Genomic DNA, 17,679 nt, shown 5'->3' on the forward strand with positions numbered 1-17,679 from the left:
TAGCACATGTGTAAGAGAAATATTTAAATGTTCAAGAGTAAAGTATCACTTCTACTTTCCCCCGGAAAATTATCAGACAAGGTGGTCAATATATGCTCGAAGTTGTATTTAGCGATAGCGCCAAAGGTGCTATGAAAATGGCAAAACACTACAACCAAGAAAATGTGCATAGCAATGCTATGGGATATATAGGTAAGAGCCCATCCAAAAAAGAGTTAGAAAACCCGAAATATTTTGAAGGTAAAGCCATTGGCAGGGATGTCGTCTACATTGGCTTTAACCTAGATATAGGGGATATTGCCAGCGAAATTGACAGTGAAGAACGAAAAAATGAATTTATCAGAGTGTTTGGGTCTGTAAAAATTGGAAATAAACAAATAGCACGATTCTTCAGCTCGCAGCGTGAAGATTTTGAGAAATTAATTATCACCGCAAAAAACGGAGAAACCATACGAGTTTGGAAAAGCAATACACCATTTTCGGCTTGTGCTTTTGCTTTTATCTGTGATGCTTTACGAAACATAGAATGCAAAATGAGTATAATTTCACTACCTGATTATTGGGAGGTTTCAGACGACACGATACAGTCTTGTACTGATTGGGCAGAAGTTTCACCAGAGCAGTTTTATAGTTTCTTGCCTTTGGCGCGTGAAATGACCAATATTGAAAAACAATGGCAAAGCAGTCTTTGGAATGATCTAAAAGCTGAAAATACACCATTGAGGGCTTTAGTCAACGGTAGGTTGATTTCTGTTCCGGAAGATTTTTACGACCATATCATTATAAAAAATGTTCCGGATCGTAATTTTGTTATGGGTCACCTTATTGGGACTATTTTGGGGAAATATCAGTTAGGAGTTGGAGACGGTTGGTATGCATTGCGCATTGAAATGATGATTGCTAATAATCAATTAGAAATTGTTGCAGATAACGATGCATCTCATCCATACGGAAAAATTTTAAGAAAAGTAGAGAAATCAACGCCAATTTAGGTGAAGCCAGAGAGAAGATTTAAAGGAGAAAAAATATGATTGAGCCGATCAAAACGCGCAGAAGTATAAGAAGCTATAAGGATAAGACAGTTGAAGATGATAAAATAATTCTAATACTTGAGAGCGCTAGGCTTGCTCCATCCGGAGATAATACACAGCCGGTGCATTTTGTTATAGTAAAGTCGAAACATAACAGACAAAAACTAGCTGAAGTTTCCCATCATCAGAGCTGGATGCTCTCGGCCCCAGTTTTTATCGTATGTGTTGCAGATATTCGTTCTAGGATAAAAGATAATGTGACAATTTCAATAGATGAAGCCAGTCCACAGGAGGAAGTTAAACAGATAATAAGGGATACCTCAATTGCCATAGAGCATATGGTGCTCGAAGCTGAAAATTTAGGATTAGGTACATGTTGGGTTGCCTGGTTTACACAAGAAGAAATAAGGCCGATTTTAAATATTCCCCCCGACAAATACGTTGTGAGTATCGTTACTCTTGGTTATGCAAATGAAATTCCCAAGGCACGTCCCAGAAAAAAGCTCGAGGAGATAATACACCTGGAGGTTTGGTGAATTTAAATAACGGTTTTATGCAGGTGTTAACTATAACGTGCACCCAATAAAAAGAAGATATTGTAGCCTATTGAGGAGGGTTAATAGATGAAAGTAGATTATGTAAAATATCATGCGTTAGGTAACGACTATATAGTTATCGACCCTAATAAAACAAGGCTTAATCTAACAATGGAAAATATCCAATTAATTTGTCATCGGAATTTTGGAATAGGATCGGACGGGATTTTGTATGGACCAATCCTTGATGGCGGTTGCATAAAGCTAAGAATTTTAAATCCTGACGGTAGTGAAGCCGAGAAAAGCGGAAACGGAATTCGGATCTTTTCAAGTTATCTTTTTGATCAGGGTTATATCAATACGAGTAGTTTCACTTTGGACACCTTGGGAGGGGAAGTGCTTGTTACCATACTAGACCGAAAAGGTGAATTAATTAGAGTTGACATGGGGACTGTAACATTTTTGAGTGAATCCATCCCTGTGGCAGGACTATCCTGCCAGGTTATTGATGAAGTCTTAGATTTGGAAAAGGGTTCGTTCAGAATTACCTGTCTCTCGATAGGTAACCCACACTGCGTGTTACCCATGGATATAATTTCTGAGGAGCTAGCAAAACAATGGGGGCCAGTTATTGAGAACCATCCCATGTTCCCAAATAGGATAAATGTACAGTTTCTAAAGGTTCTTGATAGAAATAATATTCGAATTGAGATTTGGGAACGGGGAGCAGGTTATACTTTGGCATCTGGCAGTAGTAGCTGTGCGGCAGCAAGCGCTGCCTATAAGTTAGGTTTAGTTGATAATCAAGTGAAGGTACATATGCCTGGCGGAGTCATTGACATAGACATTAATACTGACGGACACGTTCACATGACCGGTACGGTTTCGAGTGTCGCAAGCGGTACATTTTCAGACGGAATGTGGCAGCGTTTGGAGTAAAGGTGTTACGTTTGTAAAAAGAGCTAGCATCAATTTTTAATTCCTATTGCAAAGGTTAGTTGATTATAAAATGATATTGGGCATTCTTCCTGTTGCAAGACATTCTAATGTGATTAAAAGGGGAGGTAGTCTTGAAAAAAAGAGATATCTTAATTGTTTGTTTAGTGATGGTATATCTATTAACGGTTTTAAAAGGTCTAAATTATGATTTGTTTGAAATTAAGATTAGTACAAAAGCACTGTTAAGACAGAAACTTTCCTTGGAAGAAATGAAAAGATCGAGCATTTATAAAGCCTATAACCATATAGAAAATGATACAACAGTAGAGGAAATAGACAATCTTCTTAATAAGAAAAGCAAAAATATTGGTGATTTTTTTGAAACATGGTCTTATACTTACGGTTATGTAAGCATTTTCCATGATAGAAACAAGGGATCGAGAGTATTGAATAAACTTGTTAGTTTCGAGTCTCCATACACGCTTGAACTTAGTGAAGAAGAATTATACTCTGTGTTTGAATGTAATTCTCTTGAAAAGATAATCAGCCTTCTTGGAGAACCTACAACACTTGGAAAAGATTATAATACAAATGGAGAAGCTGCTGATTATTATGGTTGGGGGATAAAAACCAGCTACTCCAAGGAATTTATTAAGGATATCGAAAAAAAATACAATGAATATATTAACGTTACTAAATATGATGAATCCGTTGCTCAACCTATAAATTCGCCTAAAATTGGGGGGAGGTCTGATTTAAGTGTGACAATAAAAGCTAATAATAAGATTGAAGGATATTCACTATTTGAATCACATTAACCTTCAACCAGTACCTTCTCATTGACAATTCGGGTCTATAGTTATAGACTAATTAAAAAGTCTATAACTATAGACCCGAAGGAGGCGTTTACCTTGAACCAGCTTAAACTCTGTGAAAGTGAATATCGTTTTGCTGCCATTGTTTGGCAAAATGAACCCCTTGGCTCCGGCGAGTTGGTAACTCTCTGCGAACAACAGCTGGGCTGGAAAAAGTCCACCACCTATACTGTCCTGAAAAAGCTCTGTGAGCGGAGGATTCTAAAAAACGAAAATGCCCTGGTGACCGCCCTTGTCCCCCAAGCCCAAGTACAGAAGTTTGAAAGCGAACAGTTGATTAACCGCACCTTTGGCGGCTCTTTGCCCGGCTTTATCACAGCATTCATGAATGATAAAAAATTAAGCCGGCAAGAGGCTGAGCAGCTCAAGAAGCTCATCGACAGCTATAAGGAGGAGTAGGCTATGGAGCAATTCCTGCAGGATGCATTCTTGGCTGTTCTAAACATGAGCATTACCGCCGGCTATGCCATCCTCTTTGTTTTGCTGGCCCGGTTATTGTTACAGAAAACCTCCAAAATTTTCTCCTATTGCTTGTGGGGAGTGGTGCTGTTTCGCTTAATCAGTCCCGTTTCCTTCTCCTTTGCCTGGAGTTTTTTTAGCTTTATGAAAAAGGATACCATGGAACATATTCCGGCCGGTATTGGCATGATGGCACAGCCTCAAGTCGATTTAGGAGTCGGTTATGTCAGCCAGGTCGTTACATCCTCTCTGCTTGGGGCAACCCCCATGACCGGTGCCAACCCTCTGCAGATTATTATTTTTGTGGCTTCCCTGGTCTGGGTGTTGGGCTTTCTCAGCTTATTTGCCTATAGCCTGATTTCCTATGGACTGCTGAAAGGAAAGGTCAGCCAGGCGATACTTGTTAGAGATAATATTTGGGAGTGTCACTCCATCCGGTCTCCGTTTGTGTTAGGCTTTCTTAAGCCTATGATCTATTTGCCACCGGGCTTTTCCGAAGGGGAAAAAAGCTATATCCTTAAGCATGAGGAAATACATATTCGACGTTATGATTATCTGCTTAAGCCCTTGGCTTATTTTGTGCTCTGTCTTCACTGGTTCAATCCCCTGGTCTGGCTGAGTTTTATCCTGATGACCAAAGATATGGAAATGTCTTGTGACGAGCAGGTTCTTAAGGAAATGGGCCAGGGAATCAAGCAGGACTACAGCCGCTCCCTTTTAGCCCTGGCTCTCAGTCACAAGATGACGGTTGGCAGCCCTCTGGCCTTTGGCGAAAGCAGTGCTAAAAGCCGGATCAAAAATGTCCTGAACTATAAGCGGCCCACTTTTTGGGGAATCCTCGCCGGGGCGGCAGGGATTTTAATCCTTTCTCTGGGTTTAATCTCCAATCCGGAAAATTCTCAATCCGCTATGGCAAATTTAACTATTAACAATGCGGCCAAGCTTTCGGTGGCACAGGAGCAGCTCATCATCAGAGTTCATGGCCGGGGAGCCTCTCTGATAACGGGGGAAGAGTTTGGAGAATGGCTGACCGGCGCCTCTCACAGCTGGACGGAAAAGCAGGTCAGCTCTTCCTACGAACTGAGCCCGACTTTAACCATCTATCTGAACGATGGCCCTGAACCGCAGCTGCTCAATTTTTATGATTCGGAAAAAGGACTGGCGATGCTGGCCGGTGACGGGGATTATCGCGTCTACACAATTCCTCCGGAGCAATACGAGCAGGTCTATGGCCTGTGGGCTTCCCGCAGCTACCAAATCCCGGAGGTGGTTGCCCAAGCCCTGCTGGAAGGAAAGAAAATCAACCGACAGAGTGTTCAGGATTTCCCTGAGGAAAAGGATTACCGGGTTATTGAGCTAGGCAAGGAAGTATATTATCTCTACCAAAAAGACGGCAAGTCTTATTGTGAGCAGCCTTACCTGTTTATCAGGGAGATTTCGGAAGAATCCTATAGGGGAGCCCTAACTTTTGCCCATAAGCCCACTGGCAGCAGTCAGGAATCAGCAAAAGAGTCTACGTCAGAAGCCCAGACTCAGAAAATCGCCCAACTTATTGAAGACAATCTGCAGACTATCATGTCCTCCCCCCGGCAGTCCTCTAATCCTGACGATTATATCAAAGCTCACGATCTGGCTTATGAGAGTATCCTCAAATATGGGGGTGAGGATGCCTTGCCCTATGTTTTAGCCCAGTTTGAAGCAGGAAATGCCGAGGGACTGCGGGGGCAAATCCTGATGAGGCTTGGTAAGGAATTGTTGGGGGTGAGAAATAATGTCAGCGATGAAACCTTATCCCCTCAGGAATGGTACAGTCGGCTTCAGGTTCGTCGGGAAGTCAGCTTGCCCGACTTTGCCTATCAAGGGAATGATCCCGTGGCCCAGCTCGTCTATCAGACGGAAGTCCAAAAGCATAGGGGACGAGAAGGCGGATTTTGCGTTGTGGCCCCCCATATCTTTGCCAGCTATCGGGAAGACGGCAAACTCAAGGTTTTTGTGACAACCTTTGCGCAAAGCTATCGCTTGTATGACAATGTTCTGAGCGAAGAAGGAGGAGGGATTATTCCGGCGGCCATCACCTATCGAGAAGGCTCTGACGGGAGGTATACTCTGGAAAGCTATGAACAGGCAAAAGACGGGGCTTACTATAGCTCTTCCATTAGAGAATATTGTGTCATGCCCGTCTCAGGAAAACCCATTGAAGGGCTGGCGGAACAGATACTCACTCACTACGGGGATTACAGCGATATCATTAAGCTGCAGCGGGAAAACTTAACGGAGCATTTGCAAAGGCATAACCGTTCCGGCGTTTTTCTCCATCAGTCCCGTTATCAAAAACCGGCGGAATTAATTCCTATCACTTAAGAGAAACGACGGATGAATGTTCCGGGTAAAATGCTTCATTAGAACATACATGGTGGCTCTATGATGAAATTTATGATATTGACGGCGGATATGAATGGCGCACGGTGTTTCATGGAAAAAGATGCGAAGATGTTAGGGTGGAGCTGATCTAAGAGATTACAAGTATAATTGGAAGCATCGATAAACCGAGGGTAAAGATAAAAGTGGATAATGGGAAGCTCATTTAATTAATAATTTACTTAGTTAACTTTGAGTCCTGCAATTACTGTAGTGACAGAATCGCCAGCTGTCCAAAGAACGCTGGGGTATATAGTAGCGAAGCCCATCCGAGGATGTCTCAAAATAGTTTGAGACATCCTCCCTTTTTTGTCTATAGGCCTTAGACTTCCCTAATTATTACAAGAACAAGGTAACACGATGTGTACTAGTTCCGTATCATATAGCAGCATATAACTATGAGGTGTTTGCTCCTAGTTCAAAGCTTGCTGTAATAATCTCTATATAGCTCATGGAGATGTAGTAAAAGGTCAGCCAAATAACAGCAGACTATACAAAAATTATATATAAGGAGACAGGTCTATGACTTCATCAACTACCGGATTAATTGAAAACACACCGGTTGCCGGGGTAAGGCCCACTATAACGCTTACAGTGAAAATTACCAATGATGACTCTATTGCTGCTTCTATTCAAATTCAAGGGTTTTACGTAACAGTGACTACGAAGACACTTTATGTCTTGGAGACGTTAAACATGGTGCCTGGGGAGGTAGCAGCAAGAACCTATTTCGCGCAATTTGATGAGTTTGAATTCCAGTTTGCAACCAGCTCGGATGCTGTAGAGATCTCCGCTTGGGGGAAAAATGCTGCTGGGGTTTTGACCGCAGCTCACCGCGTGTTACCGGCAGAACTTAATCCAATTGGTTCTCAAGGAATAACCGGAGCAACAGGAACGACTGGCGCTACTGGTGAAACCGGGGCAACCGGCACAACCGGCTCTAGTGGCGCAACAGGAACTGCTGGGGCAACCGGCACAACCGGCTCTAGTGGCGCAACAGGAACTGCTGGGGCAACCGGTGCAACCGGCGCTAGTAGCGCAACAGGAACTGCTGGGGCAACCGGCGCAACCGGCGCTAGTGGCGCAACAGGAACTACTGGGGCAACCGGCGCAACCGGCGCTAGTGGCGCAACAGGAACTACTGGGGCAACCGGCGCAACCGGCTCTACTGGCGCAACGGGAACTGCTGGGGCAACCGGGGCTACTGGTTCTCTGTTTCCTACTTCAGTTAATCGAATTTACGTGGCAAACCAATTTAGTAACAATGTCTCGGTCATTGACGGAAACACCAATGGCGTCATAGCTACCGTGATGGTAGGTGCTGCCCCAATAGGTGTAAGCGCGAATCGGATAACGAACAGAATTTATGTAGCAAACTCAGGTTCGGACAATGTTTCAGTCATTAATGGGCTAACCAATACCGTCATAGCGACTGTTCCAGTAGGTACTGACCCACAAGGCGTACAAGGCATTAATGCAAACCCTATAACGAACAGAATTTACGTAGCAAATACTTCTAGTGGCGATGTCTCGGTCATTGATGGGGGCAATAATACCGTCATAGCCACTGTTACAGTAGGTTCTAACCCAGAAGGTGTGGGTGTGAGTCCCATCACGAACCGAATATACGTTTCAAACCGTAGCAGTAGCAATGTCTCGGTCATTGATGGGCTTACCAATACCGTCATAGCAACTGTTCCAGTGGGTACTAACCCATTCGGCGTAGGCGTAAATCCTTTAACTAACGGAATTTATGTGGTAAACCAAATCAGCAATAATGTCTCGATTATTGATGGACCGTCCAACACCGTCATAGCCACGGTTGCGGTAGGATCTGGCCCACTAGGCATAGGTGTAAATTCTTTAACGAATAAGATTTATGTGGTAAATGCTTCTAGTGAAGATGTCTCAGTCATTAGCGGGCTTTCCAATACCGTCATAGCCACCATAACGGTAGGATCTATCCCACAAGGCGTAGGTGTAAATCCTTTAACGAACGAGATTTACGTGGAAAATACTGGCAGTGACAATGTTTCGGTCATTAGCGGGCTTTCCGATACCGTCATAGCCACCATTACGGTAGGATCTAGCCCACAAGGCATAGGTGTAAATCCTTAATAATAGAATTATCGTGATCAACTAGCTCAATAATATCATCCTCGTTATTGCAGGAAATGGGACAGCAGCTCACCTTTCTACTATGGTTGCTGTCCCTTCCCTTTTAACAATAAAGAATGGGTTCAGTCGCATCATACAGTAGAGACAATTATTTTGATTTCTAGAGCATTAGCAATACTGAAAAAATTATATATAAGGAGACAGATCTATGACTTCATCAACTACCGGATTAATTGAAAATACACTGGTTGCCGGGGTAAGGCCCACTATAACGCTAACAGTGAAAATTACCAATGATGACTCTATTGCTGCTTCTATTCAAATTCAAGGGTTTTACGTAACAGGGACAACGAAGACACCTTATGTCTTGGAGACGTTAAACATGGTGCCTGGGGAGGTAGCAGCAAGAACCTATTTCGCGCAATTTGATGAGTTTGAATTCCAGTTTGCAACCAGCTCGGATGCTGTAGAGATCTCCGCTTGGGGGAAAAATGCTGCTGGGGTTTTGACCGCAGCTCACCGCGTGTTACCGGCAGAACTTAATCCAATTGGTTCTCAAGGAATAACCGGGGCAACCGGCACAACTGGGGCTACCGGCTCTACAGGCGCAACAGGAGCTGCTGGGGCAAACGGCGCAACCGGCTTTAGTGGCGCAACAGGAACTGCTGGGGCTATGGGCACAACCGGGGCTACCGGCTCTACGGGCGTAACAGGAACTGCTGGGGCTATAGGCATAACTGGGGCCACCGGCTCTACGGGCGCAACAGGAACTGCTGGGGCTATAGGCATAACCGGGGCCACCGGCTCTACCGGTGCAACAGGAACTGCTGGGGCAACCGGCACAACTGGGGCTAACGGCTCTACCGGCGCAACAGGAACTGCTGGGGCTATGGGCACAACCGGGGCTACCGGTTCCCCGTTCCCTACCTCCGTTAATCGAATTTACGTGGCGAACCAAAACTTTGACAATGTTTCGATCATTGATGGGGACACCAATACCGTCATAGCCACGGTAACGGTAGGTATTGGCCCGGCAGGCGTAGGTGTAAATCCAACAACGAACCAAATTTACGTGGCAAACATTGCCAGTAACAGTGTATCGGTCATTAGCGGGCTTTCCGATACCGTCATAGCCTCTATTCCGGTAGGTTTGGAACCGATTAATGTAGGTGTAAATCCAACAACGAACCGAATTTACGTTTCAAACGTTAGCAGTGATAATGTCTCGGTCATTGACGGAGTCACCAATACCGTCATAGCCACTGTTACGGTAGGTTCAGTACCAGAAGGCGTAGGTGTGAATCCGATAACAAACCGAATTTACGTGGCAAACAATAGCAGTGACAATGTCTCGGTCATTAATGGGCTTACCAATACCGTCATAGCGACTGTTACCGTAGGTAATTTGCCATTCGGCGTAGGCGTGAATCCTTTAACTAACGGAATTTATGTAGCAAACTTCGGTCCTGACAATGTCTCGATTATTGATGGATCGTCTAATACCGTCATAGCCACTGTTGCGGTAGGAACTAACCCAATTGCCGTAGGTGTAAATCCAACAACGAACCGAATTTACGTTTCAAACATTAGCAGTAATGTCTCGGTCATTGATGGGTTTTCCAATGACGTCATAGCTACCGTCACAGTAGGAACTAACCCCGAAGGCATAGGAGTAAATTCTTTAACGAATGAGATTTTCGTGTCAAACTTTGCCAGCTTTAGCAGCAATGTCTCGGTCATTAGCGGGCTTTCAAATACCGTCATAGCCACCGTTGCGGTAGGAATTAACCCAGCTGGCGTAGGTATAAATCCTTAATAAGAATTATTGTGATCAAAGAGCTCAATAATATCATCCTCGTTATTGCAGGAAGTGGGACAGCAGCTCTACCTTTCTACTATGGTTGCTGTCCATTTTCCTTTTAACTTTGAAGAACGGTGTCAGTCGCATCATGCAGTCTTTAAGCATATAGAGCAGAAGGAACAATGATAAAAATGAGAGGTAACCAAATGATTACCATCACTTTATGTATGATTGTGAAAAACGAAGAAGATACACTCGATCGATGCTTGCAATCGGTTGGTGACGTCGTGGACGAAGTCATCATTGTGGATACGGGATCGACAGACCGGACCAAGGAAATAGCGGGCAAGTGGACCACAAACGTCCTCGACTTTGCCTGGATTGACGATTTTGCGGCTGCTCGGAACTTCTCCTTCTCTAATGCCACTATGGATTACATCCTGTGGCTTGATGCAGACGATATCTTGTTGCCCGAAGACAGCCAGAAACTATCCCGTTTGAAGCAATTCATGTCTCCTGAGTTGGATGCTGTATCCATGATGTATCACTGTGATTTTGATGACCAGGGGAATGTAACCCTAAAGGTTCGGCGTACAAGACTGGTGAAACGAGCAAAGAACTATCCGTGGAAAGGTGTCGTCCATGAAGATTTAGTGATCAAAGATGGAACATGTTATGACAGCGATATCGTAGTGACCCACAGAAAGAACCATGCTTCTTACGACCCTGACCGAAATATAAAAATTTACGAAAGACTAATTGCCCAAGGTAAGGAATTTGCTCCACGAGATATGCTACACTACGCCATGGAGCTCCATCAGCACCGATCGTACCAAAAAGCCATAGAGTTCTATCTCCAATTTATGGAGATGAAGGAAATTTCGGATGAAGACCGTATCTATGGTTGCAGTAAGCTGGCAGACTGTTATCATTACCTTGAGAATCGAAAGAAAGAACGGGAGTATATCTTTAGGTCGATGGAATACGATACGCCTCGTTCAGAGTTTTGTTGTCGTTTAGGTTATTATTTTCTCGAGAAAAGCCAATTCTCTCAAGCCGCCTTCTGGTACAAACTCGCCACCGAGTTATCGGCGACGAACAACCTTTGGGCCATTCAGAACCACGCCAGTCGCACGTGGCTGCCGCATATGCAGCTCGGCCTTTGCTATTACCAATTGGGGGAATACGAACTGTCTTACCATCACAATAAAATCGCCTTGTCTTATCGACCAACTGACCAAAGCATCATCAGCAATGTAAAACTTGTCGAGGAAATCATTAATAAGAAATAACACTGAATGCCATAGATTCGTTATCGATTTAAAAATTAAATTAATCCTCTTTTAAGATTACTTTTTTGGTATTGCTTTTCCAGTTATATTATGGCTAATTGATTGGAGGTTTATTGGAATATTGCTAGAATATTAAATTAAATTTAATTTAATATTTGAAAGGGAGTGCTTAAATGAGTGGTTTCACATTATTTGTAGTCCTCAATGCACTACTTCCATTTTTTGCGGGTATATTTGCAGTCTACTTTTTTGTTAATGTAATGAGATTTATGAAGGAAAAAATAGAGTTGGATAAACAGCGAATTGAACAAACCAATCTCTTTCTCGAACTATATAAAAGTAATAATGATATCAATAGTTAGCGACTTATTTTCAGTTATGTAATAGGATTATAAAATGCTATACCTTACTTTCTTAATTGAAAGAGTTGCTACGCAGTTATTTAGGGTGGTGATAATCCTGCATTTATTTTGTGTAAGAGACAGATTGAAGATACTTTTAAACACTTGAATTTATCGCAGATATACTGTTGGGAGCAGGCGCAGTTTGATTCCTTCCTGCAGGACATCCTCTTACCGATGAACAGCAAGCTGTGCTGGATGCTATTCGAGAGAAGCTGTTGCTCACGCCTATGGAGCACCCCTTTGCATATATCAAAGAGTGTGATGAGCTATACGCTCTCGCCGGATCTGCCTGATGGTGCATTTACCGTCACTGATTGCCTTCCTTCCGACCAACCTCGGCTGAAGCGCACCAATGCCAATGAGCCCCAGGCATCGGGCAGCATTTCCATCACTCTCATTGGTGGAGCAGGTGGTTCGACTGCCATCATTTTCGGCGGCAGCGGCCAGAGCAAGCTCCATGCAGCCTGCTCCGCACTGCACTTTGAGCCGATGGACGGTGTGGAGTGGCACATGATGTTTTATGAAAAAAGACGCGAAGATGTAACGGTGGAGTTGATATAAACCTGATCAAAGAGATTAGACGCATAATCGGAAGCATGGATAAACCGAGGTTAAGCATAAAAGTACCAATGGAAAGGGTTAATTTAAGTAGTGCGTAATGAGTTTGAATATTCACATGGTGAAAAGAAACATGAACAGGCCATTTTCACCGTGTTATAATATTTTGAAATGATAACTTAATGTAGGGGTGAGCTTTAATGGACCTTAACTTTTTTGATGAGTTAAAGAAGTCGCAAATAATTGCCGAAGCTTACAAAGAATGGAGTAGTTATAGATATCAAGTAACAGAATATATTATTTCTAATACTACAGACTTTGAAAGTATTGCAATATTTGGTGCAGGTAAATGTAATGATATTGATTTGAGCATACTTGAATCTAAATTTAAAAAAGTAATTTTAATTGATATAGATATGTCTTCTATGAAAGAGGGTATAAACCAGTATTCATTAGAAAATAGCAACAAAATCGAATTGATAGCTTGTGACTTTTTGGGTATAGAGGATATCGAATATAGAGATTATGAATATTTAGTAAGGAAATTCTTTTTTACTAGTACGAATAATTTAAATAGTCGACGAAAAATATTAAGTCTTCTCGATAATCTAACTGATAAAATTGACAAATATCCATTAGTTTTCGGAAAAGATGCATATAAAAATAGTGTATTAATAGGAGTCCATAGTCAGATAAATGTTTATTTGCAGCAGATTTGGTCAATATGCCTACAAATAACTGGGAAGACAGATAATCTGGCTCTCGACAAGATGAAAAAGATGAATGAAATTATTGCAAAAAAGCTTAATGCTGCAGTCATAGAAAGCACTGAAGATAAATCATTTATTGGATATGAGATGGGGATAGAAGGACAGTATGGTGGAATTGAAGGGGCTATTCAAGCTGAAAATGACTTAGAATTAAGATTGGAAAGTGGTTTGATAAATATTAGTTCGGAGTTCAAATTATTATGGCCTTTTAAGCCTGACTGTAAATATGATATGAGGTTCACATGTATTTGTAAAAATAAAGTATAGTATAGTAAAATGAGGGAATTTCCAAATGTCACTTAGAATTCATATCGGATCTGGGAATATTTCAGAACATGGAGGCTCAGCCTCCGGAAAGGATAGTAGGATGTCGAAGAAATATATTATGTTAAGACCTGAAGAAGAGGCTGCTGCGGAAGGGGAATCAACCATTAAAGAGATGTTTTGCTTCGGGGAAAACTCCAGCAATTACCTCTTTCCGGATGTGGAGGTCAATGATGAAAATCAAAACAAATTGCAGGAGCTGGTAAATGAATATAGTGCACTGATTGGACAGGAAGATAACAAGGACCTGGATCTGAAGGCATTCTTCGCAGGGAAACAAATCAACATCGAACATGTGGAAGAATTTGAGGAGCCGCGGGATGTCTTCATCCTGCTGGTCTATTTCAAAGAGGTCTGCAAGCTTAAGGATTTTGAGCCTGTAGCCGTTATTGAGACATAAAAGCCCTGAAAAGGGTATTTTTCTCATATAACCTGCCAATTGAGGATATATAGAATATCGTGTATAATTAACTCTTATACTAATTGAAAAACAATTGAACGTTAGAATATGATTTATGACAAAAGATTAGTTTAAGGAGTTAAAACATTGAGTCACACGGATTTAAAATCAGAAATTAATTCTCGTAAAACCTTTGCGATTATTTCCCATCCGGATGCAGGAAAAACTACCTTAACCGAAAAGCTGCTTCTTTTTGGAGGGGCAATTCGTGAAGCCGGTTCGGTAAAAGCAAGGAAAGCGGAACGCTATGCTACTTCGGATTGGATGGAACTTGAGAGACAGCGTGGGATTTCCATTACGTCCAGTGCCCTGCAATTTAAGTATCAAGGATTTGTTATTAATATCCTTGATACACCTGGGCACCAGGATTTTAGTGAGGATACCTACCGAACTCTGACAGCGGCGGATAGTGCTGTGATGCTGATTGACGCAGCAAAAGGGGTTGAGACCCAGACCAAGAAACTATTTGAGGTCTGCCGTCAGCGTGGGATTCCGATTTTTACCTTTATCAATAAATTTGACCGTAATGCTAAGGATCCACTTGATTTGATGGATGAAGTAGAAAAGGTACTGGGAATTGAATCTTATGCTATGAATTGGCCCATCGGTATGGGTCAAGATTTTAAGGGGATTTATGACCGCAAAACCGGACAAGTGGAACGTTTTGTTGAGGGAAGTGCAAGATCCAGCGCTAAGCCACCTATATCGGGTGTTTTTAGTGATCCCTTGGTGCAGGATGGTATTGGAGAAGGTCTTGTCAAACAATTAACCGAGGAGATTGAACTCCTGGATTTAGCAGGAAATGACTTTTCTCAAGATCGGGTAGATCGTGGAGAAGTGACACCGGTATTTTTCGGCAGTGCCCTAAATAACTTTGGTGTGCCTAATTTTCTGCAATATTTCTTGGAACTGGCTCCGGCACCACAACCCAGAAATACAAATTTAGGAGAGCTAGATCCTGAAACACCGAGTTTTTCTGGGTATATCTTCAAAATTCAAGCTAACATGAATTCCCAGCATCGGGATCGAATTGCTTTTATCCGTATCTGTACCGGTCGCTATGAGCGGGGGATGAATGTGATTCACACTCGCTCTCACCGTCGTCTTCGACTCGCCCAACCTCAACAGTTGTTCGCCCAAGAAAGAACGATTCTCGATGAAGCCTTTGCCGGCGACATTATCGGGGTACATGATAGCGGGCTTCTGAGGATTGGGGATGTCCTTACTGAAAAGGATGGACTTCAATTCGAAGCAATGCCATTTTTTAGTCCTGAAAACTTTGCTCGGATAAATATTGCCAATGCCTTGAAGCGCAAGCAATTTATTAAAGGAATTCAGGAACTGCAAGAAGAGGGCGCAATCCATGTGTTCCGTGATCTCCACGTGGGGGTAGAAGCTCCGATTGTTGGTGTAGTAGGCCAATTGCAGTTTGAAGTTTTAGAATACAGGTTGCGTGAAGAGTATGGGGTAAACGTCAATATTCAACACCTGCCCTTTGAAATTGTGCGCTGGGTTGAAAAGGACGAGAAGACTGTTAAACTGCTTACAGAGTCAAGCATGAGCACTGTAGTGATGGATAAAGATGATAACTATGCCGTGTTGTTATTAGATCAATGGAAAGCAAATTGGTTAAGCGAACGTTATGAAATTAAATTTTATAATCAACCCTTTTAGACTCCAAATTGAGTAGTAAAGGTGCGATCTAAAAGAATATGACCGCCAATAGAGTCGCCAAATTCTCCATTAACAAGAATGCGAACTCCGGTGATACCTGGGATTTGTGTCACAGACCAGATGATCGATCGAATGGTCATATTTTCCCCAGATGCACCCCCTGCAAAATCATCTCTAATCTCTTCACTAAAGTTGATTGTCGCTAAGCCATTCTGAGTTGTTACGGAAATTAATTTAGTGGTTGGAGCAATAGTCGGTGATAATTTACTGGAAACTGGGCCTTGTATGAGCTTACTCATGACAAGGCTCGTTTTTTGCGAAAGATCAAGTCGAGACCATTCGGATCGATTTATATGACGTATTTCAGGCACAAGACTATCTAAATTATCATCTGAAAAGTAGAGTTTATATGAGTTTTCACTAATCATAGGAGGAACTTCTTGGGCAACAGTGGGTAAATTTTCTCGTACTCCCTGTGGATAGGCATCAAAATATTTCTCTACCCCTGTTCCGATAGCATTAGCCACTTGATTGCGGTAGTCATCGGAGGATAATAGTTTCCTTTCTCGAGCGTTGGATATAAATCCGACCTCAACTATGACCGAAGGCATTTCAGCTTGGTTAATTAAATAGTAATCTCCTGCTTTGGCTCTACGTTTATTGTCAGGTTGAACTTGGTTGAGCTGCTCGTGAATTACTTCGGCTAGCGCTTTTCCGGATGAAGATTTCAGATGGTAATAGGTTTCCATTCCATAAGAATTTCGTTGAGGAAAGCTGTTTGCATGAATACTAATAAATAGATCCGCATTATTTTCTGAGGCAATTTGAATTCTTTGGTTGAGCTCTGCTCTTTTAGCCATTCGTCCTTTGACAAAGCCCGGGAGAAAATAATCTTTATCTGTTTCTCGCGTTAGAATAACTTTACACCCCTTAGACTCTAAAACTTTACCTAGGCGTAACGAAATATCTAGATTTATATCTTTTTCTTTAAGTCCTGAATTCTGGGCCCCAGGGTCAGCTCCTCCATGTCCCGGGTCTATCACAATAACTTTATCCTTTAAATTGGAAGAAAATACGGACGTTAATTTTAATGTGCCGGCTCCCATCAATAAAATGATTAACGCAATGATACCCGTAATAATAAAGGGCTTGCCAATAAATACAATCATCGGTCGATTAAACAATCTTTCAGCACACTCCTCTCACTAGAGTTATCTCATTATGTATATTGTAAGAATGTGTTTCGTAAACATAATTTGAGAAAAGTTTGTAAAACACTTGCTTTTATTATTGTTTAGAGTAGTGAAAAGGGGTGTGGAAATGGTTTGGGGATGGTTGCTGTTTTTGGTGATAGTATTAAATATCCCTTTTGGGTATTGGAGAGAGAACGTTAAGAGACTATCTCGTCAGTGGTTTTTCGCTGTTCATTTTCCGGTACTGGTTATGGCGTTTTTTCGTATACACTTGGGAATTGGATGGGGATTATCTACGGTTCTTCTCTTAGGAAGTGCCTATTTTTCTGGTCAATGGCTGGGAGCTAAGTGGAACAGAACTTGGAAAAAATCCATGTCTGTAAGTAACTGCCTTTTGCATGATATAGCTGTAAGTCGGTGGATTATAATATATTCTGCTAAAAAGTTGTAACCCTTTAGTCTATAGCGGCATAATCTATGGTGTACTAAAAAGGTAATTACTTAACTCAGAGTTCAAATTTTAATCAAATCATATATTATGCATAAGAGATGCATAGAAAATAAAAACTTAGAAAATACTAGTTGACAGGGAATAGCGATAATGCTATTATAACTGAGCGCCACAAATGAGGTGCTGAAAGGTTAGGAAGGGGCTACTTGCTCCCACTAATCGCAAAAAAGTATTGACAACGCAAGTTGAAACGGCCCAAACGGGTCAAAACAAAAACATGGTCTTTGAAAACTAAACAACAAGGACAGCCAATGAGAGAAACTCGCAAGAGTTTCAAAATAAATCATGAGTCAATCATCTTCTTCTAATGAGAAGT

Annotated in this window: 16 protein-coding genes; 15 read left to right on the forward strand and 1 reads right to left on the reverse strand. The window is 42.1% G+C overall.

From position 1 onward, the window contains the following. Positions 1-92 precede the first annotated feature (92 nt). From BLS16_RS19425 to BLS16_RS19490, 14 genes are all read left to right on the forward strand, one after another. Positions 93-992, forward strand: coding sequence for a DUF3658 domain-containing protein (locus BLS16_RS19425; protein ID WP_092335314.1), 900 nt, complete (start codon positions 93-95; stop codon positions 990-992). A 35-nt stretch (positions 993-1,027) separates the two neighbouring features. Continuing rightward, positions 1,028-1,567, forward strand: coding sequence for a nitroreductase family protein (locus BLS16_RS19430; RefSeq protein WP_092335315.1), 540 nt, complete (start codon positions 1,028-1,030; stop codon positions 1,565-1,567). A gap of 87 nt (positions 1,568-1,654) precedes the next feature. After that, the gene (gene dapF, locus BLS16_RS19435) at positions 1,655-2,506 is read left to right on the forward strand and encodes a diaminopimelate epimerase (protein WP_092335316.1); all 852 of its coding nucleotides are present in this window, start codon (positions 1,655-1,657) and stop codon (positions 2,504-2,506) included. Between the two features lie 131 nt (positions 2,507-2,637). Next, a complete protein-coding gene (locus BLS16_RS19440; RefSeq protein ID WP_092335317.1) occupies positions 2,638-3,324 on the forward strand; it encodes a hypothetical protein in 687 nt (228 codons plus the stop codon). A 93-nt stretch (positions 3,325-3,417) separates the two neighbouring features. Next, positions 3,418-3,780 (forward strand): BlaI/MecI/CopY family transcriptional regulator, encoded by a 363-nt coding sequence (locus BLS16_RS19445; protein WP_092335318.1) that lies wholly within the window; start codon positions 3,418-3,420, stop codon positions 3,778-3,780. A gap of 3 nt (positions 3,781-3,783) precedes the next feature. Next, positions 3,784-6,201 carry a DUF5301 domain-containing protein gene (locus BLS16_RS19450; RefSeq protein WP_092335319.1) on the forward strand — a complete coding sequence of 806 codons (2,418 nt, stop codon included), beginning with the start codon at positions 3,784-3,786 and terminating at the stop codon, positions 6,199-6,201. A 579-nt stretch (positions 6,202-6,780) separates the two neighbouring features. Further along, complete coding sequence (locus BLS16_RS24435; RefSeq protein ID WP_092335320.1) at positions 6,781-8,376, forward strand: beta-propeller fold lactonase family protein; 1,596 nt, start codon at positions 6,781-6,783, stop codon at positions 8,374-8,376. Positions 8,377-8,584: 208 nt separating this feature from the next. Beyond that, positions 8,585-10,192: a beta-propeller fold lactonase family protein gene (locus BLS16_RS19460; RefSeq protein WP_092335321.1), complete on the forward strand. Its 1,608-nt coding sequence runs from the start codon at positions 8,585-8,587 to the stop codon at positions 10,190-10,192. A gap of 212 nt (positions 10,193-10,404) precedes the next feature. Beyond that, positions 10,405-11,469 (forward strand): tetratricopeptide repeat-containing glycosyltransferase family 2 protein, encoded by a 1,065-nt coding sequence (locus BLS16_RS19465; RefSeq protein ID WP_345788545.1) that lies wholly within the window; start codon positions 10,405-10,407, stop codon positions 11,467-11,469. Positions 11,470-11,642: 173 nt separating this feature from the next. Further along, a complete protein-coding gene (locus BLS16_RS19470) occupies positions 11,643-11,831 on the forward strand; it encodes an immunity protein (protein ID WP_092335322.1) in 189 nt (62 codons plus the stop codon). A 108-nt stretch (positions 11,832-11,939) separates the two neighbouring features. After that, positions 11,940-12,434: a hypothetical protein gene (locus BLS16_RS19475; RefSeq protein ID WP_242876376.1), complete on the forward strand. Its 495-nt coding sequence runs from the start codon at positions 11,940-11,942 to the stop codon at positions 12,432-12,434. A 197-nt stretch (positions 12,435-12,631) separates the two neighbouring features. After that, positions 12,632-13,468 carry a hypothetical protein gene (locus BLS16_RS19480; RefSeq protein WP_092335323.1) on the forward strand — a complete coding sequence of 279 codons (837 nt, stop codon included), beginning with the start codon at positions 12,632-12,634 and terminating at the stop codon, positions 13,466-13,468. Between the two features lie 100 nt (positions 13,469-13,568). Then, a complete protein-coding gene (locus BLS16_RS19485) occupies positions 13,569-13,925 on the forward strand; it encodes a hypothetical protein (protein ID WP_092335328.1) in 357 nt (118 codons plus the stop codon). A 147-nt stretch (positions 13,926-14,072) separates the two neighbouring features. Further along, on the forward strand, positions 14,073-15,659 hold the full coding sequence (locus tag BLS16_RS19490) for a peptide chain release factor 3 (RefSeq protein ID WP_092335324.1): 1,587 nt from the start codon (positions 14,073-14,075) through the stop codon (positions 15,657-15,659). On the opposite strand, the gene BLS16_RS19495 is transcribed toward BLS16_RS19490, so the two are convergent. Then, positions 15,656-16,828: an N-acetylmuramoyl-L-alanine amidase gene (locus tag BLS16_RS19495; RefSeq protein ID WP_242876377.1), complete on the reverse strand. Its 1,173-nt coding sequence runs from the start codon at positions 16,826-16,828 to the stop codon at positions 15,656-15,658. The two genes, BLS16_RS19490 and BLS16_RS19495, sit on opposite strands and share 4 nt — an antisense overlap. A 151-nt stretch (positions 16,829-16,979) precedes the next feature. On the opposite strand from BLS16_RS19495, the gene BLS16_RS19500 reads away from it, so the two are divergent. Continuing rightward, entirely contained in the window at positions 16,980-17,303 is a 324-nt protein-coding gene (locus tag BLS16_RS19500) for a hypothetical protein (protein WP_176786239.1), read from the forward strand. Positions 17,304-17,679: the final 376 nt, after the last annotated feature.

The organism is Desulfosporosinus hippei DSM 8344 (assembly GCF_900100785.1).
Taxonomy (GTDB): Bacteria; Bacillota; Desulfitobacteriia; order Desulfitobacteriales; family Desulfitobacteriaceae; genus Desulfosporosinus; species Desulfosporosinus hippei.

Coding starts and splice junctions, on each gene's coding strand:
- BLS16_RS19425 (WP_092335314.1), top strand. CDS start 93: ATGCTCGAAGTTGTATTTAGCGATAGCGCCAAAGGTGCTATGAAAATG.
- BLS16_RS19430 (WP_092335315.1), top strand. CDS start 1,028: ATGATTGAGCCGATCAAAACGCGCAGAAGTATAAGAAGCTATAAGGAT.
- dapF (WP_092335316.1), top strand. CDS start 1,655: ATGAAAGTAGATTATGTAAAATATCATGCGTTAGGTAACGACTATATA.
- BLS16_RS19450 (WP_092335319.1), top strand. CDS start 3,784: ATGGAGCAATTCCTGCAGGATGCATTCTTGGCTGTTCTAAACATGAGC.
- BLS16_RS24435 (WP_092335320.1), top strand. CDS start 6,781: ATGACTTCATCAACTACCGGATTAATTGAAAACACACCGGTTGCCGGG.
- BLS16_RS19460 (WP_092335321.1), top strand. CDS start 8,585: ATGACTTCATCAACTACCGGATTAATTGAAAATACACTGGTTGCCGGG.
- BLS16_RS19465 (WP_345788545.1), top strand. CDS start 10,405: ATGATTGTGAAAAACGAAGAAGATACACTCGATCGATGCTTGCAATCG.
- BLS16_RS19470 (WP_092335322.1), top strand. CDS start 11,643: ATGAGTGGTTTCACATTATTTGTAGTCCTCAATGCACTACTTCCATTT.
- BLS16_RS19480 (WP_092335323.1), top strand. CDS start 12,632: ATGGACCTTAACTTTTTTGATGAGTTAAAGAAGTCGCAAATAATTGCC.
- BLS16_RS19485 (WP_092335328.1), top strand. CDS start 13,569: ATGTCGAAGAAATATATTATGTTAAGACCTGAAGAAGAGGCTGCTGCG.
- BLS16_RS19495 (WP_242876377.1), bottom strand. CDS start 16,828: ATGATTGTATTTATTGGCAAGCCCTTTATTATTACGGGTATCATTGCG.
- BLS16_RS19500 (WP_176786239.1), top strand. CDS start 16,980: ATGGTTTGGGGATGGTTGCTGTTTTTGGTGATAGTATTAAATATCCCT.